Genomic DNA, 21,908 nt, shown 5'->3' with positions numbered 1-21,908 from the left:
ACCGGCGCATCTTGTGATCACATATTTCGACTTGTCAATCTCGACTGCGCTCGAACCCGACCGCCTGGGCCGTCACCTCCTAGCGGTCGAGCAGCTCCATGCCGCAGCGGATGTCGGCCGCAACCGCTGAGCGCAAGGCGCCCGCATCGCGATCGCGGACCGCCTGCACCGCCTCTTTGTGATGATCGTCGAGCGCCGCCGTGCCGACCCGGCCATAGACCGTGCGCATGAACGGGGCGAACTGGAGCCACAAATTCTCCACCAGCGGCAACAGCACCTCAGAGCGCGACGCCCGGTAAATGTGAAAATGGAAGGCGTGATTGTAGCGCATGTAGGTTTCGGCATCGCCGCCGATCAGGCTTTCATCGACCCGATCGTCCAGCGCGGCCAAGGCATCCGCATCGAGATCGGCGGGGTAGGACGCGGCCATTTCCGCCAGCTCCGGCTCCAGCAGCAGGCGCGCCTTGAGGATCTCCGCCAGCCGCTCCTCGGTCATGGTCGGCACCTGGATGCGGCCGTTCGGCCGCACCTCCAGCGCATGCCCGGCCGACAGCGAGCGCACCGCCTCGCGCACCGGCATCGGGCTGACCCCGAGCTCGCTGGCAAGCCCGCGCAAGGTGACCGCCCGCCCCGGCACGAACCGGCCGGTGAGCAGCGCCTCGCGCACCGCGCTTTCCACCCGGTCCCGGATCGATCCGCGCGCCGCTGCAACCGGCGCCCCCGGCCCCGATCCAGCCCCTAGCTCCAACATCGCCGCCCATCTCCCAAGCTGGCTTTCTTGACACCGCACAGGCTATGTGATCACAATTTCGCCGTCCCGGCAATCGCGCCTCTCGCGGTTCGCCCATCCGGAGGATTTCATGTTGCAAACCTCGCGCTCGGCCTGGCAGCGCCCCGCCGGCGACGACACCTGGCAGGACGAGGTCGCCCGCTTCGAGGCGGAGCACCCGGATCTCGACACGCTTGAAGTGATCCTGCCCGACAGCAATGGCGTTCTGCGCGGCAAATGGCTGCCCGGCAGCGCCCTGCGCAAGGTGTTCGAAAATGGCGTTGCCCTGCCCTTCTCCCTGTTCGGCCTCGACGTCTGGGGCCGAGAGGTCGAGGAGACCGGCATGCATATCGAGACCGGCGACAAGGACGGCGTGTGCTGGCCGGTGCCCGGATCCTTGCGCGCCGTGCCCTGGGCCGACCGGCCGACCGCGCAGGTGCTCCTGTCCATGCATGACCGGGATGGCGGCGCCTTCCTGTGCGACCCGCGCCACGTGCTGTCGCGGATGACCGACCGGCTCGCGGGGCAAGACCTGACGGCCACGGCGGCCTTCGAGCTGGAATTCTACCTGTTCGAGGACCAGGACGACGGCGACTGGAGCGGCGCGCCGCAGCCGGTGTTCTCCACCCATCTCGGCCCGGCGCGGCAGAACATGTATGCGCTGTCGGATCTGGAAGCCTTCATGCCGCTGGTGGACGAGATCCGCCGCTCGGCGGACGCTCAGGACATTCCCGCCGACGCCGCCGTGTCGGAGGCCGCGCCCGGACAGTTCGAGCTGAACCTTCACTACCGCCGCGACCCGCTGCGCGCGGCCGATGACGCGGTGCTGCTGCGCCGGCTGGTGGCCGGTGTCGCCCGCAAGCACAATCTCAAGGCCTCATTCATGGCCAAGCCCTTCGTCGAGTGGCCCGGCAGCGGCATGCATGTGCATGTCAGCCTGGAGAACGGCGCGGGCAACATCTTCGCCAATCCGGACAGCGGACGAACCCGGCTCGGCCATGCGATCAAGGGGCTGATCGACACCATGCCGGAGGCGCACCTTCTGTTCGTCTCCACCTTCAACGGCTTCCGCCGGATGCAGCCGGGCTCCTACGCGCCCACTTCGATCTGCTGGGGCCACGACAACCGCTCGGTTGCCCTCAGGGTACCGGCCGGCACGCCGGAATCGGCGCGGATCGAACACCGGATCGCCGGGGCCGACGCCAATCCCTATCTGGTGCTCACCGGCGTGCTCGCCGGCATGTTGCAGGGCATCACCGGAGCGGAGGCGCCGCCGCCGCCGGTGGAGGGCAACGCCTATGAGAAGACTGCGCCGCGCCTGACCCCGTGGATGGACGAGGCAATCGACGCCTTCGCCGCCTCGCAGCGCATGAGCGACGCGGTCGGCGCGGACATGCACAAGGTGCTGGTCGACATCAAGCGTCACGAACTCTTTGCATTCGGACGCGAAATATCGACGCTGGAGCGGCAAACCTACCTTTGATGCCGCTTTTCGGGAGGATGAGCGCTTCAATCTCGGGGACGAGCGAAGAAGACGCGCAATCAGGTGTTTTCACCGGATTGCCTCTTGATCTAGGGTCGGAGCAATGGCGAAACAGGCGGCCGGGCCGCCAGGCGAAGGCAGGCCCGCGACACTATCGGACGGGGAAGTGGAGGAAGTTGTCATGAAGAAACTGTTGTTTGCGGGTGCCGCGCTTCTCGGCCTTCTGGGCGGCTCCGCCCTTGCCGCCGAGGATCGGGTCGTGCGGGTGTTCAACTGGTCCGACTATATCGACGAAAGCATCCTGGAAGACTTCACCAAGGAAACGGGCATCAAGGTCGTCTACGACGTCTTCGACAGCAACGAGATCCTGGAAACCAAGCTTCTTGCCGGCGGCACCGGCTATGACGTGGTGGCTCCGACCGGCACCTTCCTCGGTCGCCAGATCCAGGCCGGCGTGTTCCAGAAGCTGGACAAGTCGAAACTCCCCAACCTGAAGAACCTGTGGCCGCAGATCATGTCGCGGATCGAACGCTTCGATCCGGGCAACGAGCATGCCATCAACTACATGTGGGGCACCACCGGCATCGGCTACAACGTGGAGAAGATCAAGGAGCGGATGCCGGATGCGCCGGTCGACAGCTGGGACATGATCTTCAAGCCGGAAGTGATCTCGAAGTTCGCCGATTGCGGCATCCACGTGCTCGACACGGCCGATGAAATGTTCCCCGCCGCCCTCGCCTACCTTGGTCTCGATCCGGACAGCGACAAGCCAGAAGACTTCGCCAAGGCGACCGAGGTCCTCCTGAAGATCCGGCCCTATATCCAGAAGTTCCATTCGTCCGAATACATCAACGGGCTGGCCAATGGCGACATCTGCATGGCGATCGGCTGGTCGGGCGATGTGCTGCAGGCACGCGACCGCGCGGCGGAGGCCGACAATGGCGTGACGGTCGCCTACAGCATCCCCAAGGAAGGGGCGATGATGTGGTTCGACAACATGGCCATCCCGGCGGACGCTCCCCATGTGGAGGAGGCCCATGCCTTCCTCAACTACATCATGAAGCCGGAAGTGATCGCCAAGGCGAGCGACTACGTGTTCTACGCCAATGGCAACAAGGCGAGCCAGGCCTTCATCAGCAAGGAAGTGCTGGAGGATCCGGCGATCTACCCGAGCGAGGCGACGGTGGAAAACCTGTTCTCCACCACCACCAAGTCGCCGAAGGCGATGCGGGTGCGCACCCGCGAATGGACCAAGGTCAAGACCGGTCAGTGACGCGTTTGCAAGGCCCGGCGTTTCAGCGCCGGGCCTTGTCGTCCCTCGCAGGCACAGGGAAGGGGCTCCCTTGGCAAAGAAACCGATCGGTCCGGTGCGCCGTGCGTTCGCACCCTGGGAAGACGGGAACGCGACCCCGTTCATTGAGTTTCGCAATGTCACCAAGCGGTTCGGCGACTTTACCGCTGTCGATGACCTGTCCCTGAAAATCTACGAGCGCGAATTCTTCGCCCTGCTCGGCGGCTCCGGCTGCGGCAAGACGACGATGATGCGCATGCTGGCCGGCTTCGAAACGCCGAATTCAGGCGAGATCTTCCTCGACGGCCAGCCCTTGCGCGGGGTTCCGCCGCACCGCCGGCCGGTCAACATGATGTTCCAGTCCTATGCGCTGTTCCCGCATATGACGGTGGAGGCGAACATCGCCTTCGGCCTGAAGCAGGAAGGCATGGCCAGGGCGGCCATCACCGAGCGGGTCGCGCAGATGCTGAAGCTGGTGAAGCTTGAGGATTTCGCCCGGCGCAAACCGCATCAGCTCTCCGGCGGTCAGCGGCAGCGGGTGGCGCTGGCCCGTTCGCTCGCCAAGAAGCCGAAGGTGCTGCTGCTGGACGAACCGCTGGGCGCGCTCGACCGCAAGCTGCGCGAGGAAACCCAGTTCGAGCTGACCGATCTGCAGCAGGACCTTGGCATGACCTTCGTGATCGTCACCCACGATCAGGAGGAAGCGATGACCATGGCCGACCGGATCGCGGTGATGGACAAGGGCCGGATCATCCAGATCGCCTCGCCGGCGGAAATCTACGAATTGCCCAACTCCCGCTTCGTCGCCGATTTCATTGGCGACATCAACCTTCTGGAATGCAAGCTAACCGGGCGCAACGGCGACAGCTCGACCCTGCGGTCCGAGATCTTCGACTGCGACATCGAAGTGGCCCAGCCGGTCGAGGCCAGCGTCGGCGATACGGTCTGGTTCGCCATTCGTCCGGAAAAGGTGCGCATCGGCTTCGACGCGCCCGCCACCGCCGTCAACCGGCTCGCCGGCGAGGTGTGGGACATCGGCTATCTCGGCGACGTCTCGATCTACCACACCCATATTCGCGACGAGGAAACCATCCGCGCCACCGTGGCCAATCACAGCCGGGTGGTGGAACGGCCGATGAGCTGGGAAGACAAGGTGTGGCTGTCCTGGGATCGGGACGCGGGCATCGTGCTGACCCGATAGCGGGGACGCCAAACGGACAGCGAGGGGAAAGGATGACGGCAGGCGACAGCGCATCCGGTGCACCGTTCGGGTTGACCGCAAAACGAACGGCGACCACAGGGACGGACATCGAACGGACCGTCCGCCCGCGCGTGCGGCGCGGGCTCGGCGGCTGGCTGCTGATCGCCGTACCCTATCTCTGGCTGCTGACCTTCTTCCTGGCGCCGTTCTTCATCGTCTTCAAGATCTCGCTGTCGGAGGTGGCGGTCGCCATTCCGCCCTATCTGCCCACCTTCGACCTTGCCGCCGGCTGGGATGACTTCGTCTCCGGAATCACGGCGCTGTCGATCGACAATTATCTCTGGCTGACGGAGGACAGTCTTTACTGGAAATCCTACGTCTCCAGCATTGTCATCGCCGCAACATCGACGCTGATCACCCTGATTGTCGGCTACCCCATGGCCTATGGCATGGCGCGCGCACCGAAGGCCTGGCGTCCGACACTGCTGATGCTGGTGATCCTGCCGTTCTGGACCAGCTTCCTGATCCGCGTCTACGCCTGGATCGGCATTCTCAAGACCGAAGGGCTGCTCAACCAGTTCCTCCTGTGGGTTGGGTTGATCGACACGCCCCTGACGATCCTCAACACCAATGTGGCGGTGTATATCGGCATCGTCTATTCCTACCTGCCGTTCCTGGTGCTGCCGCTTTACGCCACGCTGGAAAAGCTCGATGAAAGCTTGCTGGAGGCGGCCAGCGACCTGGGCAGCCCGCCCTGGCGCAGCTTCTGGACGATCACCGTACCACTGTCGCTGCCCGGGGTGATCGCCGGCTGTTTCCTCGTCTTCATTCCCGCGGTCGGCGAATTCGTGATCCCGGACCTGCTCGGCGGCTCGGACACGCTGATGATCGGCAAGACCCTGTGGACGGAATTCTTCAACAACCGGGACTGGCCGGTGTCCTCCGCCGTGGCGGTGCTGCTGCTCTTGATCCTGGTGGTGCCCATCGTCCTGTTCCAGAACCACCAACAGCGGGCGACGGAGAAGGGCCGATGAGCGTGGCGGCGACCCGGACGGAGGGGATGTGATGCGCAACGGTCCTAGCTGGTTCAACGTGACCTCCGTCGCGCTCGGCCTTGGCTTTCTCTATCTGCCGATCGTCCTGCTGGTGATCTATTCGTTCAACGATTCCCGGCTGGTGACGGTCTGGGGCGGCTTCTCCACCCGCTGGTACGGGGAGATGCTCAACAACCAGCAGCTTCTCGATGCGGCCTGGGTGACCTTGCGCGTCGCCTTTCTCTCCGCCTCCATCGCCACGTTTCTGGGGACGCTGGCGGCGCTCGTTCTGGTTCGCTCCGGGCGGTTCCTCGGCCGGACGCTGTTCTCCGGCATGGTCTATGCCCCCTTGGTCATGCCGGAAGTGATCCTCGGCCTGTCGCTGCTTCTTCTGTTCGTCGCGGTCGATCAGGCACGCGGCTTCTGGACGATCATCATCGCCCATACCACCTTCGCCATGTGCTATGTCGCCGTGGTGGTGCAGTCGCGCCTGACCGGCTTCGACGCTTCGCTGGAGGAAGCGGCGCAGGATCTGGGCTGCCCGCCGCTGCGCACCTTCTTTTCCGTGACCCTGCCGATCATCCTGCCCAGCGTCATCGCCGGCTGGATGCTGGCCTTCACCCTGTCGCTCGACGATCTCGTCGTCGCCAGCTTCACCACCGGGCCCGGCGCGACCACCTTGCCGATGAAGATCTATTCCCAGGTGCGCCTGGGGGTGACGCCGGAGATCAACGCCATATCGACCGTTCTCGTCGGCCTGGTGGCCGTGGTGGTGATTGCCGTCTCGCTCATGACCAAGCGTCAGGAGGTGCGCCGGCAACGGGACATCCGGCTGGCGGAAGCCCAGCAGGCCTGACGCCCTTCCCTGACCTCTCCCCGCCGCCGGCCTCTTGTCGGCGCGGAGCGCGGTCTTCTTGCGCGCGCTCTACTGTCCGCCTGCGGTGGTTTTCTGATGCCGCTTTGGCGGGCCGACGAATTCGGTCAGGTCCGGCAGCAACAGCGGCTCGCTCCAGGTTCCGCGCATGAGCACCGGCACGCCGGTGGCAGCTGCCGGGCCTTCAGGCTCGCCGTCGGCGGGCCTGTCCGCCTCCACAGCGGCCACCAGTCCGCGCAGGGCCAGGCTTCCCTCCGGCCGCGACACCCGGCCGGATGCAATCAGCCGATGCTTGCCGGTTTCCGCGAGAAGCCGCTGTACCGCGATCGCGTCCGGGGCGATCTCCAGCGCAAGATCCAGCTTGGCGAAGGTGGAGCGCCCGGAGGAGGTCGCAGGCGTGCCCGGCGTCCCAAGTCTTCCGATTGCCGTGGCCAATCCATCGGACGCAAACCGGGTCTGACGCGTGTCGACCGCTGCCGTCACCTTGTAGCTCGAGAGCAAGTCGTCAAGGCTTTCGCCCGCCGCCACGCCGCTGGCGCGCCCGGCCATGCGCCCCCCTTGCGGCCACGCCTCCATCTCCTGCGGCCGGGGCAAGGCGGCAAAGTCGAGGCCCTCACCGAGCACGGTCATGGTTGCCGCATACCCGTGTGAGACCGCATCCGGCTTTGCCCGCAGCGATGCGGCTGCGCGGCCGCCTGCCAACGTCGCTTCACTGAGATCGAAGGAAAAATCGCCATCGCGCAGCAACAAGGACAGGCCGGAGCGGCGAAGGGAGAGATCACCGGCGATCAGATCGCCTGCCGAAACCCGAAGATCGAGATCCATCTGCCTGAGCACGTCAGCCAACGGTGCCCGCCGCCACGCGCCGCGCGCCAGCACCGGCGCCTCGTGCAGGTAGGCGGACAGGTCGAGGCGCTCGAAGGCGAGCGTGCCGTCCAGGCGCGGACGCGGGTCCGCCATGTCAAACGCCAGTTGCCCCTCGCCGAGGTTGCCATCAAGTTCGATCCGCGCACTGTCCAGCGTCAACGCATCGAACGACAGCTGCCCGGTTCCGGCGAGCCGACCGGCGCCAAAGGCGGCCTCCGCCGCCAGTTGATACCCCAGACGCTGCCCGAGACCACGCAGATCGCTGGCGGCGAACGCGAACTGGCCCGCCAGCGGACCGCCGCCCGCGCCGGTCAGTTCCCCATCGAGACGCAGGGACGCCAGCGGCGCCTCCAGCGTCACCGCCACGGCACCGCCCGCCTTGCCGATCAGACTGTCCCGATCGGCAAGGCTCACCGCCATATCCACCGGTTGATCGGAAACCTGGAAACCACCGCGAATGCTGCTCTTCTGCCCATCCCGGACAAACCGCAGGGAAATGCGGTCGATGAGCGGGGCCATCTCTCCGGCGTCTCCGAGCAGAACCCCATCGGTAACGGTCAGCGGATAGGCGGTCAGCCGGTGCAGTCCCCGTGCGGCGGCGCGCAGCCCATCGCGCCAGTTGGCACCGGCGGGCAGCACGCCATCGCCCAGACGAATACGCGGGTTCTCGATCTGAAACGCGGTGAAGCGCATCTCGCCGAATACGAGGGCAAAGACGTCGAGACGTACATGTATCCGCCCTGCCGACAGCGACCACAGCCCGTTCACGCTCTCAAGGCGGACATCGGAGAGGCTGAGGCGCGGCTCGGGGAGAAACTCCACGGACGGCGCGGCCGGCAGGCGCACCGAAGCCCCCAGCCAATCCGACAATTCGGCCTCGGCCCGCAGCCGGGCGGTCTCCCCCGTCACGAGCCAGCGGGGACCGAAAAAGAGCGCCAGTCCGAGGATCAGGATTGCGGCGGCAAGTGCCAGAAGGCGTGTCATGTAGCAGTCCGATTGATGCCAGTGCGGAAGCGTCGCGGTTGCCCGCCCCGCCTCTGTCAAGCGGGATAGGGGGAAACCGGGGCCGGTTCAAGGACAAAGCCGGACTGGCACGGGCACAAGATCCGGTTGGCGCTTGAGGTGGGCACACTTCGGCGCTATCACAAGACGCCAGACGAAGGGTTCATGCTGGGCCATGTACCCGGCGTTTATCCGATGCGAGGAGATCCCGATGAATAAAGTTTACCCCGACGCGGCAAGCGCGCTGGAGGGACTGACCTTCGACGGAATGACGATCATGGCCGGTGGTTTCGGCCTGTGCGGTATTCCGGAAAACCTGATCGTCGCCCTGCGCGACAGTGGTGCGAAGGCGATCACCGCCATCTCCAACAACGCGGGTGTCGATGATTTCGGCCTCGGCCTTCTGCTGCAGACGCGGCAGATCAAGAAGATGATCTCCTCTTATGTGGGAGAAAACGCCACCTTCGAGCGCCAGTATCTCAATGGCGAGCTCGAGCTTGAGTTCAACCCGCAAGGGACCCTGGCCGAGCGCATCCGCGCTGGCGGCGCCGGCATTCCGGGTTTCTACACCAAGACCGGTGTGGGCACGCTGATCGCCGAGGGCAAGGAACACAAGGACTTCGACGGCCAGACCTACATCATGGAAACCGGACTCGTGGCCGATGTGTCGCTGGTCAAGGCCTGGAAGGCGGACCGTGAAGGCAACCTTCTGTTCCGCAAGACCGCCCGCAACTTCAACCCGATGATGGCCACCGCCGGCAAGGTGACCGTGGTCGAGGTCGAAGAGCTGGTGGAGATCGGCGAGCTGGACGCGGACAACATCCACACCCCCGGCATCTTCGTCGACCGGATCATCGTCGGTTCGCATGAAAAGCGGATCGAAAAGCGCACCACCCGCGCGGCCTGAGGACAAGGAGAGCATCATGGCTTGGACTCGTGACGAAATGGCACAGCGCGCGGCGCAGGAGCTGGAAGACGGCTTCTACGTCAACCTCGGCATCGGTATCCCGACGCTGGTGTCCAACTACATCCCCGAAGGCGTTCACGTGACGCTGCAGTCGGAGAACGGGATGCTCGGCATGGGCCCCTTCCCGACCGATGACGAGGTCGACGCCGATCTCATCAACGCCGGCAAGCAGACCATCACCGAACTGCCGCAGACCAGCTACTTCTCCTCCGCCGACAGCTTCGCGATGATTCGCGGTGGCCATATCGATCTGTCGATTCTCGGCGCCATGGAAGTCTCGGAAAACGGCGATCTCGCCAACTGGATGATCCCGGGCAAGATGGTCAAGGGCATGGGCGGGGCGATGGATCTCGTCGCCGGCGTCAAGCGCGTCGTGGTGATCATGGATCACACCTCCAAGGCGGGCGACCCGAAGCTTCTGGACAGCTGCACCCTGCCGCTGACCGGTGTCGCTTGCGTCGATCGGATCATCACCAATCTCGGCGTCTTCGATGTCACCGAGGATGGGCTTGAGCTGGTGGAACTGGCAAGCGGCGTCACCGTCGAGGACGTTCTGGCCAACACCAAGGCCAAGCTCAAGGTTCCGGCCTGACGATACCCTTTTGGCGGGCCGGAGTACTCACCCGGCCCGCCTCATCTGCTTATTGCAAAGACATATTCATATAATTTGATAGTTGCCCCAGCCTTCTCCAAAAGCTTCCCCGGGAGATTTTCCACGCCGCAGAACTGCCTTTTCTGAACCCTTCCTTTACCGACCCCGGCCATTCTGCGTTTCTTCAGCAGCCCTCATGCAAGTTGACTGCCCATGAGCCAGATATTGCTAGTAGAAGACGCCTCGTTTTTCGAGCGCGTCATCCGGCGCCATCTCGATGAGATCGATGGGCTGGAGGTCATATCCGCCGCCAGCCGCGCCGAGGCCGAGGTGCTGCTTGCCGACCCGGCGTTCGAGCCGGTGATCGCCCTTGTCGACCTCACGCTGCCCGATGCGCCCAATGGCGAGATCGTCGACGTGACGCTGGACGCCGGCCTTCCGACCATCGTGTTTTCCGGCCGCTTCGATGAGAAACTTCGGGAAACGCTGCTGAGCAAGGGCATCGTCGACTATATCCTGAAGGACAGCCCCGCCAGCCTGACCTATCTCGCCACCCTGGTGCGTCGGGTCCATGCCAACCGTGGCATCGACGCCCTGGTCATCGACGACAGCCGGATCGACACGGAAGTGATTGCCCGGCGGTTGGAGCTATACCGTCTGCGCGTTCATACAGCTGCGAGCTACGGCGAAGCGATTGCCATGCTCGATACCCTGGAAAACCTGCGGCTGGTGGTCCTCGACTATATCATGCCCGAAGCGGACGGTTTCGAGCTGCTGCGCGCCCTGCGCAGCCGCTACGGCATGAATGATCTTGCGGTCATTGGCCTATCCAGCCGCGCAGGTCCCGACGTTATCGCCCGTTTCCTGAAATCCGGCGCCAATGACTTCCTGCCGAAGTCCTGCACGCCGGAAGAGTTCATGCTGCGCATTTCGCAGAACCTGGACATGCTGGACCGGATCCAGACCCTGTCGGCCATGGCGCATGGCGATGTTCTGACCGGGATTTCAAACCGGCGGCACCTGTTTTCCGATGGCAACGCCCTGTTCGAACGCACGCGAAAGGCTGGCGAGGCGATCACCGTCGCGGCGATCGACATCGACCGGTTCAAATCGGTCAACGATCGTCACGGTCATGAGCAGGGAGACGCGTTGATCCGCCAGTTCGGCGAGTTGCTGCGCACCCTCTGCCCGCCCCGCGCCTTTCCCGCGCGGCTCGGCGGCGATGAATTCTGCGTGCTGCTGCCCGGTCTCGATGCACAGGCGTCACTGGAGTTCGTCACCCGGCTACGGGAGCAGTTGCAAGCGCGCACCGGTGTCACCGGCCCCCTTAGCATGCTCGGGCCGGTGACGATCAGTGCCGGCCTGTCGGCAGGGACGGAGCCAACCCTGCACGCCGCGCTGAGGACGGCGGACATGCGCCTTTACGCGGCCAAGCACGGCGGACGCAATCGCACGGTTGCCTCCTGAAGCGGCGCGTCAGATACAGCGGCCGCCATCGACCTCAAGGGCCGCACCGGTGATGAAGGACGCCTCCTCCGAAGCCAGCCACAAGGCGGCGTTGCCCATGTCCGCCGGGGTCGAAAACCGGCCAAGCGGGATCGAGGCCAGGAACTGTTCGCGCTTCGCCGGCGTGTCCTCGCCCATGAACAGATGCAGCATGCCGGTTTCGCCGGCCACCGGGCACAAGGCGTTGACCCGGATGTTGTCCGGTGCCAGTTCAACGGCCATCGACTTTGTCGCGGTGATCACCCAGCCCTTGGAGGCGTTGTACCAGGTCAGGCCGGGGCGCGGGCGCAGGCCCGCCGTCGACGCGGTGTTCAGGATCACCCCGCCGCCGCGCGCGCGCATCATCGGCACCGCCACCTTCGCCGCCAGATAGATGGCCTTGGCGTTGACCTCGAACACCCGGTCGAAGATTTCCTCGTCCACATCGAGCAGAGCGCCGCTGCGATGGGTATAGCCGGCGTTGTTGACGAGAATGTCGAGCCCGCCACGGGCCTCGGCCGCCGCGCACATGGCCTCAACATCCGCCATCCGGGTGACATCGGCGGTCACCGCCTCCGCCGCCGCGCCGATCTCCCCGGCCACCGTGGCGGCCGCCTCGCCGTTGAGATCGGCGACGATCACCTGCGCCCCCTCTTCGGCGAAGCGCTGTGCCATGCCGGCGCCGAACCCCGATCCGGCGCCGGTGACAATGGCGACTTTCCCTGCAAGCCTCTGGCTCATTCGCATCCCCCCCAGGAACCGGCCACGGTGCGGCAGATACCTCCCCTGCCTCAATCGTGCCGAATGACAATCGTTTTCAGCGCCGAAAACTCCCGCAGCGCCTCAAATCCCTTTTCCCGGCCATGGCCGGACTTCTTGAAACCGCCGAACGGCAACTCGACGCCGCCGCCCGCCCCATAACCGTTGACGAACACCTGACCGGCCCGCACCTTGCGGGCAACCCGCAGAGCGCGAGCGCTGTCCCGCGTCCAGACACCGGCAACCAGGCCATAGTCGGTACCATTGGCGATGGCGACCGCCTCGGCCTCATCCGCAAAGGGGATGACAGCGAGAACCGGGCCGAACACCTCCTCCTGTGCCAGCCGCGCGCTCGCCGGGACCGGACCATAGATCCGTGCCGGCACGTAATATCCGCCCGGCGGACAATCGGGGGCGATGCTTCCCTCGGCGATCAGCGGGATCGCCGCCGTCTCCGCCTCGCGGACAAAGGCATCCACCCGGCGCATCTGCGCTTCGTTGATCAGGGGGCCGAGATCGAGATCCCGGTCGTGCGGGCCGGCGACCAGCGCGCGGAAACGCTGACGCAACAGGCCCGCGATCTCAGGCAGGATCGACGCCTCCACCAGCAGCCGGCTGCCGGCGGAGCAGGTCTGGCCGCAATTCTGCACGATGGCATTGACGATGACCGGCAGCGCCGCCTCCAGATCGGCATCGGCGAACAGCAGTTGCGGCGACTTGCCGCCGAGCTCCAGCGTGCAGCCGATATGATTGCGTGCCGCCGCGCTCTGGATCGCCGTGCCCACCTCCGGCGAGCCGGTGAAGGTGAGAAAATCCACCCCAGGATGATCGGCAAGCGCCGCGCCGGCCTCCTCGCCATAGCCGGTCACCACATTCCACACACCGGCCGGCAGTCCGGCGTCCAGCGCAAGACCGGCGATGGCCAGTACCGACAAACAGGCATCCTCAGCCGGTTTCATCACCAGGGTATTGCCCATGGCGAGCGCGGCGCCGGCCACCCGCGCCATGATCTGCGCCGGATAATTCCACGGCACCACCGAGCCGACCACCCCATGCGGTTCACGCAGGGTCAGAGCCAACGCCTCCGGCTGCAGCGGCAGGGTCTCGCCCGCCACCTTGTCGGCGGCCCCGCCATAGAACTCGAAATAGCGGGCCGCATTGACGATATCGGCTCGTCCCTGCCGCAGCGGCTTGCCAGTGTCGCGGCTTTCCAGCGCGCTCAAGCTCTCCAGATTGTCGCGGATCAGGGCCGCCAACCGGGAGAGAATCGCGCCGCGCTCCGCCGCCGGCATTCGGGCCCAGTCCTCCCGTTCCAACGCACGGCGGGCGGCAACGACGGCGCGGCCGACATCGCCGCCGTCACAACGCGGAATGCTGGCGAAGACCGCGCCGTCGGACGGGCAATGCATGGCGATCCGGCCACCACCGGCGGCCTCGCATCGCGCCCCGTCGATCAGCGCCTGAAAAGGGGCGATTTCGCTGTCCACGTCGCGTGCCTCCCTGCCTGTGCCGAGCGGTTTCCCAGCCGTTTCAACGGACGGTAAAGGAACCCCGGTTCCCTCGCAATCACTTCGCACGTGCCGAACCGATGCCGATCTTGTGAGCCCGCGCGATCACAATGTTGCTTGATCGCACACCTTCCCGGGCCACAAATGCCGGCAAATGGAGGTTCCCCCAATGTCTCGTCTTGCCACTCTTTTGCTCCTGCCCTTGCTGCTCGTGTCCGGCGCCCCGGCCAGGGCGCAAACCACCGAGACGGCGATTTTCGCCGGCGGCTGTTTCTGGTGCGTGGAATCGGATTTCGACCGCATTCCCGGGGTTCTGGAAACCGTTTCGGGCTACACCGGCGGATCCCTCGCCAACCCCACTTATGAGCAAGTGTCGGCTGGCGGCACCGGTCACTACGAGGCGGTGCGGATCCGCTTCGATCCGGCACGCGTCAGCTATGAGGCGCTGCTCTCCGCCTTCTTCCGCAGTGTCGATCCGCTCGATGCCGACGGCCAGTTCTGCGATCGCGGCGCCTCCTATCGCACCGCCATCTTCGTCGCCGGGCCGGAGCAGAAGGCCAAGGCGGACGCTGCGAAGGCGAAGGCCGCGGCCGTGCTTGGCTCCCGGCTTGCCACGCCGATCCTGCCCGCCGCGCCGTTTTACCCGGCGGAGGACTATCACCAGAACTATTACGACAAGAACCCGGTCCGCTACGCCTACTACCGTTGGTCCTGCGGCCGCGACGCGCGGATCAACGCGGTCTGGGGCAAGGATGCCTTCGCCGGCATTCCAGGCAAGCACTGACCGGGCGCGCGAGAGCGCCCGTCAGCGGCCGCCAAGCGCCCGGTAGATCTTGCGCCCGGGACGCCCGGTCTGCGGCATGCCGTGGCGCGCTTCCGCCTGGCGAATGCCGGCCCGGGTCGCCGCACCGACCCGGCCATCGGCCTCGCCGATGTCATAGCCGGCCTTGAGCAACAGCTTTTGCAGCTCCAGGCGTTCGGCCCGCGACAGACCAGGATCGGAGGTGGGCCAGGGGGTCTTGAACGGACCGCCGCCCCGGATCCGGTCGGCCAGATGGGAAATCGCCAACGCATAGCTCTCGGCGACATTGTAGGAATAGATTGCGTTGAAATTCTTGAAGACGAGGAACGCCGGCCCATTGGCGCCGGCCGGCAAGAGCAGCCCCGCCTTGGCGCTGCCCTTCAAGCTGTCCCCGTCCAGGTGCCGCAGCCCGCGCTTGCCCCAGGCGCTGACGCTCGCCCGCTTCTTGCGGCCCGACGGACCACGATAGCCCTTCGGCAGCTTCACCTCATAGCCCCAGGGCATTCCGGTGACCCAGCCGGACTTGCGCAGGTAATTGGCGGTCGAGGCCAGCGCGTCGGGCACCGAATTCACCAGATCGCGGCGGCCGTCGCCATCGTGGTCGACCGCCAGCCGGCGGTAGGTGGAGGGCATGAACTGGGTCTGGCCGAAGGCGCCGGCCCAGGAGCCGTTGAGATCGGAAAGACGCACATCGCCCCGGTCGACGATCTTCAGCAAATGGATCAGCTCGGAGCGGAAATATTTCTTCCGACGGCCGGAGCAGGCGACATTCGCCAGCGCGTGCGGCACATGGAAATCGCCGCGAAACTGGCCATAGTCGCTCTCCACGCCCCAGACCGCGAGAACGATGTAGCGGTCGACGCCATAGGCCTTTTCCACGGCAGCAAGGGTGCGCGCATGCTTCTTCGCCATGGCCTTGCCATCGGCAATGCGCTGCTCATCGACGAGAAAGGCGAGATAATCCCAGATCGGGGTCTTGTATTCGGGCTGGGCGGTGGAAAAGCGCACCGCCTTTTCGTCATAGGCAACGCCGGAGAGCGCCTTGTCGACGGTGGCGCGGCTCACCCCCTTCTTCAGGGCTTCCGTGCGGATCGATGCCACGCAGGCATCGAGACTGGCAGCTCCAGCTTCCGGGACCATGCCGCCAAGCGCCATCACACCGGCCAGCGCTAGCCAAAGCCCGCCGTACCGTGCACGCCACATCATCATTCTCCGCCTCCCCGCGCCATGGTCCAGCGCGCAGAGGACGACGTCATCTTGGCATGATGATGGCAAGCCCGGCGGCAAGCCACCGGGAGTTGCCTTTATACGTTATTCAACAGCCCGCGCGACAGCGCTAACCGACTGCCCGCGCGGCAGCGCTAACCGACGAAGGCGCGCTCGATCACGAATTCGGCCGGGCGGTTGTTGGCGCCCTCGGTCAGGCCGTTCTTCTCAAGCAGCGTCTTGGTGTCCTGGATCATCGCCATCGAGCCGCAGATCATCGCCCGGTCGGTGGCCGGATCGAGCGGCGGCACGTCCAACGCCTTGAACAGGGTGCCATCCTCGATCAGCGTCGTGATCCGGCCCTGATAGGGGTGCGGCTCGCGGGTGGTGGAGGTGAACAGGCGCAGCCGTTCGGACGCCAGCTCGCCGATCAGCGGATCGGCCTTGGCAGCGGCGACCACATCCTGCGCATAGGCCAGGTCGGCGGCCTGGCGGCAGGTCTGGGTCAGGATCACATCTTCGAACTTCTCGTAGGTCTCCGGATCGCGGATCAGGCTGGCGAAGGGCGCAACGCCGGTGCCGGTGGAGAACATGTAGAGCCGCTTGCCGGGCACCAGCGCATCATTGACGAGCGTGCCGGTCGGCTTCTTCTTCATCAGCACCACATCGCCCGGCTTGATCTTCTGCAGATGCTGGGTGAGCGGTCCGTTCGGAACCTTGATCGAAAAGAACTCCAGTTCCTCGTCCCAGGACGGGCTGGCGATCGAATAGGCGCGGAAGATCGGCTTTTCGCCGACCATCAGACCGATCATCACGAATTCACCGGAGCGAAACCGGAAGCTTGCCGGGCGGGTGAGGCGGAAGCGAAAGAGATCCGCCGTGTAATGCTGAACGTCGGTGACAGTCTCGACAAAGGTACCCGCAGGCACCGCATCCGAAAGTCCGGCGGCAAGATCGACCACATTCATGATTTATTCCCCAGCTTCGCAAGATGTCGGACGGAACCCGAACGGTTCCACCCCGTTTCCTGTCCAATCGACCGGCGCAAAGCGATCCACGTGCGCCATTTCCGTGACCGTCCCGGACCGGCGAAGGTCCGCCCTCGTGAAACCGTGACCACGCCACCCGGCACGGGCTGGGGACAGGGGGTACGCGGAGCACCCGCCATTCATCTCGCCAAGCCGGCCGGGCTGCGCGCCCAGGCTCGCGCGCCCGCAGGTTGCTCATCGGGCCGCGCCGCCGGTTGCAGGTATAGCGGCACCTCCGCCAAATGACCAGTTTCAAGCGCCCGCCGCGTGGGCTCATGCACCACCTTGAAGGCATCGAAACCGCAACGCCGCATCAGCGGGATCTGATCCAGAAGGACATCGCCAACCGCCCGCAACTCTCCATGGTAGCAAAGCCTCTGACGCAACAACCTTGCGGAAGAATAGCCTCTTCCGTCCGAGAACGCAGCAAATTCAATCGCCACCATGGTAAATCGGTCGAGATGAGGTGCCAGAACGGTCACATCATCGCCAGCGCGCACCAGGATCGCGATTTCCGGCAAGCTGGCAAACGCCTCTGGCGCTGCGACAAATCGTTCCAGCGAAACGAGAAATCGCCCCGGCTCGGTCGGAAGCGCCTGCTCATCCTCCAGAAGTTGCCATTCATCGAGGAAGAACCCGTTTTCCTTGTAGATGTCGGCCTGCATGATTCAGATCCCCGCTCCCTGTTCGTTTTCCTGGGGCATCGCGAAGTGGATGCCGCATTCGGTCTTTTCCTGACCGCGCCAGCGACCGGACCGCAGGTCTTCCCCTGGCGCGACCTTGCTGGTGCAGGGCAGGCAGCCAATCGAAGGAAAGCCCTGCGCCACCAGCGGATGGGCGGGAAGCCCGTGCTCGGCGGCATAGGCGCGCAGATCCCCCGGATCCCAGTCAGCCAGCGGATTGACCTTGATCCGGGCCCCATCCGGCTCGAACACTGGAATGTTCGAGCGGGTGCTGGCCTGAAAGCGTTTGCGTCCGGAAATCCACGCGTCGAACCCGGCAAGGGCACGAGCGAGTGGCCGGGTCTTACGCAGATCGCAGCAGGCATCGGTATCGCTCAGCCACAAGGCACCGGCCGGATCCTCCTCCGCCAGATCGGCGGCGTCCGGGCCAATGGTCCGCACCGCCGTGAGGCCAAAGCTCTCAACCAGCCGGTCGCGATACCGCAAGGTCTCCGGGAAGAGCTTGCCGGTGTCGATGAACAGCACCGGGATCGAGCGATCGACGCTTGCCACCAGATGCAAGAGCACAGCGGAATCCGCCCCGAAGGAGGAAACCAGCGCCAGCCGGTCGCCGAAACGGTCGCGTGCAGCCGCGATCACCTCGATAACGCTGGCTTCGCGCAAACGCTCGCCAAGCAGGCTCGCCTCGCGCGCTGCCTCAAGCTGCGCATCCGCGCGCAGGATCGGGTCAGGCCGTCCCATAAAGCGCCTCCTTGAAGGGCGTATCGCCAACCCGGCGATACGCGGCCAGGAAGTCTTCCTGTGGCGACTGGCGCAGGCCCAGATAGGTGTCGACCACGGTTTCGACCGCATCGACGATGCCGTCATAGGAGAAGCCGCGTCCGACGATCTGGCCAATGGACGTGTTCTCATCGCCCGAACCGCCAAGGGTGATCTGGTAGTATTCCTCGCCCTTCTTCTCCACGCCGAGAATGCCGATATGGCCCACATGGTGATGGCCGCAGGCGTTGATGCAGCCGGAAATCTTGACCTTCAGGTCACCGATCTCTCGCTGCCGCCCGGATGCGGCGAAACGCTCGGAAATCCGCTGGGCCACCGGGATCGACCGCGCGGTTGCCAGCGCGCAATAGTCCATGCCAGGGCAGGCAATGATATCGGTGATCAGGCCCGCATTGGCCTCGGCCAGTCCAGCTCCTCGCAAGCGGCGGAAGATCTCCGGCACATCGGCCTTGCGCACATGCGGCAGCACCAGGTTTTGCTCATGACTGACCCGGATCTCGTCATGGCCGAAGGTTTCGGCCAGATCCGCCACCAGCTCCATCTGTTCGGCCGAAGCATCGCCCGGCGCCTCGCCGATCGGCTTCAGCGAAATGGTCAGGCTGGCATAGCCCGGCGCCTTGTGCGGCGCCAGATTGCGCTCGGCAAAGGTGGCAAGCGCCGGATCACTGGCAAGTGCCCGCGCGAAGGCGTCCGCCTCGCCCGCTTGCTCTGGCACGAAAGGCGGCGGTGCGAAATAGGCGCTGATCCGGTCCACCTCCGCCTTTGGCAGGTCGAGAACGCCGCTGCGAACCTCCTGAAACTCCCGCTCGATATCCGCGCGCAGGGTCTCCAGGCCGGTCTCATGCATCAGGATCTTGACCCGCGCCTTGTATTTGTTGTCGCGTCGCCCGTAACGGTTGTAGACGCGCAGAATTGCCTCCGTGTAGGCGAGCAGATCCGTCTCCGGCAGGAAATCGCGCACCTTGCGCGCCACCATCGGCGTGCGCCCCAGCCCACCGCCAACGAACACGGTGAAGCCGATGGCTCCCGCCTCATCGCGCATGAGTTGCAATCCAATATCATGCACCTGAACCGCTGCCCGATCATGGGCCGCCCCGGTAACCGCGATCTTGAACTTGCGCGGCAGGAACGAAAACTCCGGATGGAGCGACGACCATTGCCGCAGGATCTCCGCATAGGGGCGCGGGTCCGCAACCTCGTCGGCAGCGGCCCCGGCGAAATGATCCGCCGTGACGTTGCGGATGCAATTGCCCGAGGTCTGGATGGCATGCATCTCCACCTCGGCCAGCTCGGCAAGGATATCGGGCACGTCCTGCAGCCGTGGCCAGTTGAACTGGATGTTCTGCCGGGTGGTGAAATGGCCATAGCCCCGGTCATAGGTCCGCGCGACCTCCGCCAGCTTGCGCATCTGCCGGGCATTCAGCGTGCCATAGGGGATCGCCACCCGCAGCATGTAGGCATGCAATTGCAGATAGACACCGTTCATCAGCCGCAAGGGCTTGAACTGATCCTCGGTCAGATCGCCGGACAGGCGGCGGCGCACCTGGTCACGAAACTGGGCGACCCGGGAGGAGACAAAGCTCTCGTCAAACTCATCGTATCGATACATGGTCAGATCCTCGGCGGCGCCCGCCCTCGGCAGGTCAGGTGCCTTGTGATGTTCGTGCCGTCGCGAGCGAAAGGCCGGAAAACTCAGGCGGCGGAGCTGCGCGGCCGCGCCTGCTTGCCCAGATCGGGCCGCATGGTCGGGCCGCTCGCGCGGATGCGCTCGCGCAGGCGCACCGGCTGAAGCGCGCCCTCCACCCGCTCCATGTCGATCAGATAGGGATCGACGATCAGCCGGCCCGCGACCGCCGCCGCTGCCAACTCAAAAGCCTCGGCCTCGGCCGCCGCCCCTTCCAGAACCTGCGCCTCGGCGAGGGTTTCCACCCAGGCCGACGCACGGTCGAGCCAGACGACTTCGCCGTCGATCAGGCGATTGGCGGTAAGCGCTTTCATTCCGGTTCTCTCCTTCAGGCTGCGGCGGTCACGCGCTCGGTCAGCGACGCACGCAAGGGGCGCGCGCGGGCGAGGTCCGCCTCGGCCACCACATCGCCGATGACGATCAGCACCGGGCCGTCGATCTCCTTGCGGCTTTCCACCAGGGCGAGATCGGCCAGGGTGCCGCTGTAAAACACCTCGTTATCGCGAGCCGCATTCTCAATCACGGCCACCGGTGTTGCGTCCGCCAACCCCGCCTCGGTGAGACGGGCGGCCACCCGCGCGGCGACGGAGCGGCCCATGTAGACCGCGACCGTGGCGCCGCGCAGTGCCAGTTCCGCCCAGGCCGGCAGCGTTTCGCCGTCCTTGTCGTGACCGGTGGCGAACACCAGCTGCGAGGCGACACCGCGCAAGGTCAGCGGGATCTGCGCGCTTGCCGCCGCCGCCAGCGCGGCGGTCACGCCAGGCACGATGTCGCAACCGATCCCGGCCGCGCGCAGGGCCGCCAGTTCCTCACCGGCACGGCCGAACACCAGCGGATCGCCTGCCTTCAGCCGCACCACCCGCTTGCCGGCGCGCGCCTCACGCACCAACAGGGCGTTGATCTCTTCCTGTGCGGCCGAATGCGCGCCCTTGCGCTTGCCCACCGGATGGCGCAGCGCATCGCGACGCCCCATCGCCACCACCGCCTCCGGCACCAACGCGTCATGGACAATGACATCGGCTTCCTGCAGCAGGCGTTGCGCCCGTAAGGTGAGAAGGTCCTCCGCCCCCGGCCCGGCACCCACCAGCCAGACAAAACCCGCCGCCTCCTGCTCGCCATTGAGCAGGCGCTGGGCCTCGGCACGTGCGGCATCTGTCCGTCCGGCGAAGAGATTGGCGGCCACCGCCCCAGAGAAGAACCGTGCCCAGAAGCGGCGGCGCTCCGCTGCCCCGGCAATCACTCGCGACACGGAGCCGCGAAAACTCTCGGCCAGACGCGCCAGATCCCCGGTTTCACGCGGCAGCATCGCCTCGATACGCGCGCGGATATGACGGGCCAGAACAGGGCCGGATCCCGTGGACGAAATGGCCACTGCGACCGGCGCGCGGTTGACCAGGGCGCCAACATAGAAATCGCACAGATCGGGCCGGTCGACCGCATTGACCGGACGTCCCAACTCCCGCGCCGCCGCGACCACCGCCGCGTCGGTTTCCGGCTCGCCGCTGGCGGCAAACACCAAGGCCGCGCCGCTGAGCAGACCCGGGCGGAACTGCTCACGCCGCCAGATCGCACCGGGCGCCGCCTCCACCAGCTCTCGCAAGGATGCGACAATCTCGGCCGAAACCACCTCGATCCGCGCGCTGCTTTGCAACAAGAGCCGCAGCTTGGCGAGCGCTTCCTCGCCGCCGCCGACGATGACGACGCGCCGCCCTGCCACCTTGTGGAAGGCGGGGAAGACATCGAGCTTACGTTCCTTCGGCAACTCCCGGCTCATCGCGTCCGGCCTCCGGCTTCATCGAACACGATCAACACATAGTCGGTCGGCGCCGGATCCGCCGGGCATCACATTTCAAAGCCGCGAGCAAGGAGAGAAAAAAAAACCAGATCGCCCAG

20 protein-coding genes are annotated in these 21,908 nt (G+C 65.4%); 9 read left to right on the top strand and 11 right to left on the bottom strand.

Annotated elements, in window-relative coordinates; translation table 11 throughout:
* Positions 1-79: 79 nt before the first annotated feature.
* A complete protein-coding gene (locus tag IEV83_RS09010; RefSeq protein ID WP_181762004.1) occupies positions 80-751 on the bottom strand; it encodes a GntR family transcriptional regulator in 672 nt (223 codons plus the stop codon).
* A gap of 109 nt (positions 752-860) precedes the next feature.
* Between IEV83_RS09010 and IEV83_RS09005 the strand changes: the two genes are divergently transcribed.
* The 5 genes from IEV83_RS09005 to IEV83_RS08985 all read left to right on the top strand — a co-directional run bounded on the left by IEV83_RS09005 (position 861) and on the right by IEV83_RS08985 (position 6,634).
* A complete protein-coding gene (locus tag IEV83_RS09005; protein WP_181762003.1) occupies positions 861-2,252 on the top strand; it encodes a glutamine synthetase family protein in 1,392 nt (463 codons plus the stop codon).
* Positions 2,253-2,433: 181 nt separating this feature from the next.
* Positions 2,434-3,525, top strand: a complete 1,092-nt coding sequence (locus IEV83_RS09000) for a polyamine ABC transporter substrate-binding protein (protein WP_181762002.1) — start codon at positions 2,434-2,436, stop codon at positions 3,523-3,525.
* 70 nt (positions 3,526-3,595) lie between these two features.
* A complete protein-coding gene (locus IEV83_RS08995; protein WP_181762001.1) occupies positions 3,596-4,744 on the top strand; it encodes an ABC transporter ATP-binding protein in 1,149 nt (382 codons plus the stop codon).
* A gap of 32 nt (positions 4,745-4,776) precedes the next feature.
* Positions 4,777-5,778 carry an ABC transporter permease subunit gene (locus IEV83_RS08990; protein ID WP_181762000.1) on the top strand — a complete coding sequence of 334 codons (1,002 nt, stop codon included), beginning with the start codon at positions 4,777-4,779 and terminating at the stop codon, positions 5,776-5,778.
* A 31-nt stretch (positions 5,779-5,809) separates the two neighbouring features.
* Positions 5,810-6,634 carry an ABC transporter permease gene (locus IEV83_RS08985; protein WP_181761999.1) on the top strand — a complete coding sequence of 275 codons (825 nt, stop codon included), beginning with the start codon at positions 5,810-5,812 and terminating at the stop codon, positions 6,632-6,634.
* 69 nt (positions 6,635-6,703) lie between these two features.
* Here the strand turns inward: IEV83_RS08985 and IEV83_RS08980 are convergent, their stop codons facing one another.
* Positions 6,704-8,503 (bottom strand): AsmA family protein, encoded by a 1,800-nt coding sequence (locus tag IEV83_RS08980; protein ID WP_181761998.1) that lies wholly within the window; start codon positions 8,501-8,503, stop codon positions 6,704-6,706.
* Between the two features lie 229 nt (positions 8,504-8,732).
* Between IEV83_RS08980 and IEV83_RS08975 the strand changes: the two genes are divergently transcribed.
* The 3 genes from IEV83_RS08975 (at position 8,733) to IEV83_RS08965 (ending at position 11,547) form a co-directional block, all read left to right on the top strand.
* Positions 8,733-9,428, top strand: a complete 696-nt coding sequence (locus tag IEV83_RS08975) for a CoA transferase subunit A (RefSeq protein WP_181761997.1) — start codon at positions 8,733-8,735, stop codon at positions 9,426-9,428.
* 16 nt (positions 9,429-9,444) lie between these two features.
* Positions 9,445-10,080: a CoA transferase subunit B gene (locus IEV83_RS08970; RefSeq protein ID WP_181761996.1), complete on the top strand. Its 636-nt coding sequence runs from the start codon at positions 9,445-9,447 to the stop codon at positions 10,078-10,080.
* Positions 10,081-10,293: 213 nt separating this feature from the next.
* A complete protein-coding gene (locus IEV83_RS08965; protein WP_181761995.1) occupies positions 10,294-11,547 on the top strand; it encodes a diguanylate cyclase in 1,254 nt (417 codons plus the stop codon).
* A gap of 9 nt (positions 11,548-11,556) precedes the next feature.
* Here the strand turns inward: IEV83_RS08965 and IEV83_RS08960 are convergent, their stop codons facing one another.
* Both IEV83_RS08960 and IEV83_RS08955 read right to left on the bottom strand, forming a co-directional pair.
* Entirely contained in the window at positions 11,557-12,306 is a 750-nt protein-coding gene (locus IEV83_RS08960) for a glucose 1-dehydrogenase (RefSeq protein ID WP_181761994.1), read from the bottom strand.
* Positions 12,307-12,356: 50 nt separating this feature from the next.
* Positions 12,357-13,811: an aldehyde dehydrogenase family protein gene (locus IEV83_RS08955; protein WP_244628120.1), complete on the bottom strand. Its 1,455-nt coding sequence runs from the start codon at positions 13,809-13,811 to the stop codon at positions 12,357-12,359.
* Positions 13,812-14,001: 190 nt separating this feature from the next.
* On the opposite strand from IEV83_RS08955, the gene msrA reads away from it, so the two are divergent.
* On the top strand, positions 14,002-14,616 hold the full coding sequence (gene msrA, locus IEV83_RS08950; RefSeq protein ID WP_209003059.1) for a peptide-methionine (S)-S-oxide reductase MsrA: 615 nt from the start codon (positions 14,002-14,004) through the stop codon (positions 14,614-14,616).
* A 21-nt stretch (positions 14,617-14,637) separates the two neighbouring features.
* Here the strand turns inward: msrA and IEV83_RS08945 are convergent, their stop codons facing one another.
* From IEV83_RS08945 to cysG, 7 genes are all read right to left on the bottom strand, one after another.
* Positions 14,638-15,840 (bottom strand): lytic murein transglycosylase, encoded by a 1,203-nt coding sequence (locus IEV83_RS08945; RefSeq protein WP_181762008.1) that lies wholly within the window; start codon positions 15,838-15,840, stop codon positions 14,638-14,640.
* 155 nt (positions 15,841-15,995) lie between these two features.
* Positions 15,996-16,808 carry a ferredoxin--NADP reductase gene (locus tag IEV83_RS08940; protein ID WP_181761992.1) on the bottom strand — a complete coding sequence of 271 codons (813 nt, stop codon included), beginning with the start codon at positions 16,806-16,808 and terminating at the stop codon, positions 15,996-15,998.
* A gap of 200 nt (positions 16,809-17,008) precedes the next feature.
* Positions 17,009-17,533 (bottom strand): DUF934 domain-containing protein, encoded by a 525-nt coding sequence (locus IEV83_RS08935; protein ID WP_181761991.1) that lies wholly within the window; start codon positions 17,531-17,533, stop codon positions 17,009-17,011.
* 3 nt (positions 17,534-17,536) lie between these two features.
* Positions 17,537-18,292, bottom strand: coding sequence for a phosphoadenylyl-sulfate reductase (locus IEV83_RS08930; protein ID WP_181761990.1), 756 nt, complete (start codon positions 18,290-18,292; stop codon positions 17,537-17,539).
* Entirely contained in the window at positions 18,279-19,940 is a 1,662-nt protein-coding gene (locus tag IEV83_RS08925; protein ID WP_181761989.1) for a nitrite/sulfite reductase, read from the bottom strand. The genes IEV83_RS08930 and IEV83_RS08925 overlap by 14 nt, the downstream gene beginning before the upstream one ends.
* A gap of 83 nt (positions 19,941-20,023) precedes the next feature.
* The gene (locus tag IEV83_RS08920; RefSeq protein ID WP_181761988.1) at positions 20,024-20,329 is read right to left on the bottom strand and encodes a DUF2849 domain-containing protein; all 306 of its coding nucleotides are present in this window, start codon (positions 20,327-20,329) and stop codon (positions 20,024-20,026) included.
* A gap of 14 nt (positions 20,330-20,343) precedes the next feature.
* Positions 20,344-21,789, bottom strand: coding sequence for a siroheme synthase CysG (cysG, locus tag IEV83_RS08915; RefSeq protein WP_181761987.1), 1,446 nt, complete (start codon positions 21,787-21,789; stop codon positions 20,344-20,346).
* Positions 21,790-21,908 lie beyond the last annotated feature (119 nt).

This window comes from Stappia taiwanensis (assembly GCF_014635285.1).
Lineage (GTDB): Bacteria > Pseudomonadota > Alphaproteobacteria > Rhizobiales > Stappiaceae > Stappia > Stappia taiwanensis.
The sequence above is the reverse complement of the archived record's forward strand: the minus strand, read 5'-3'. Positions and strand labels throughout refer to the sequence as shown.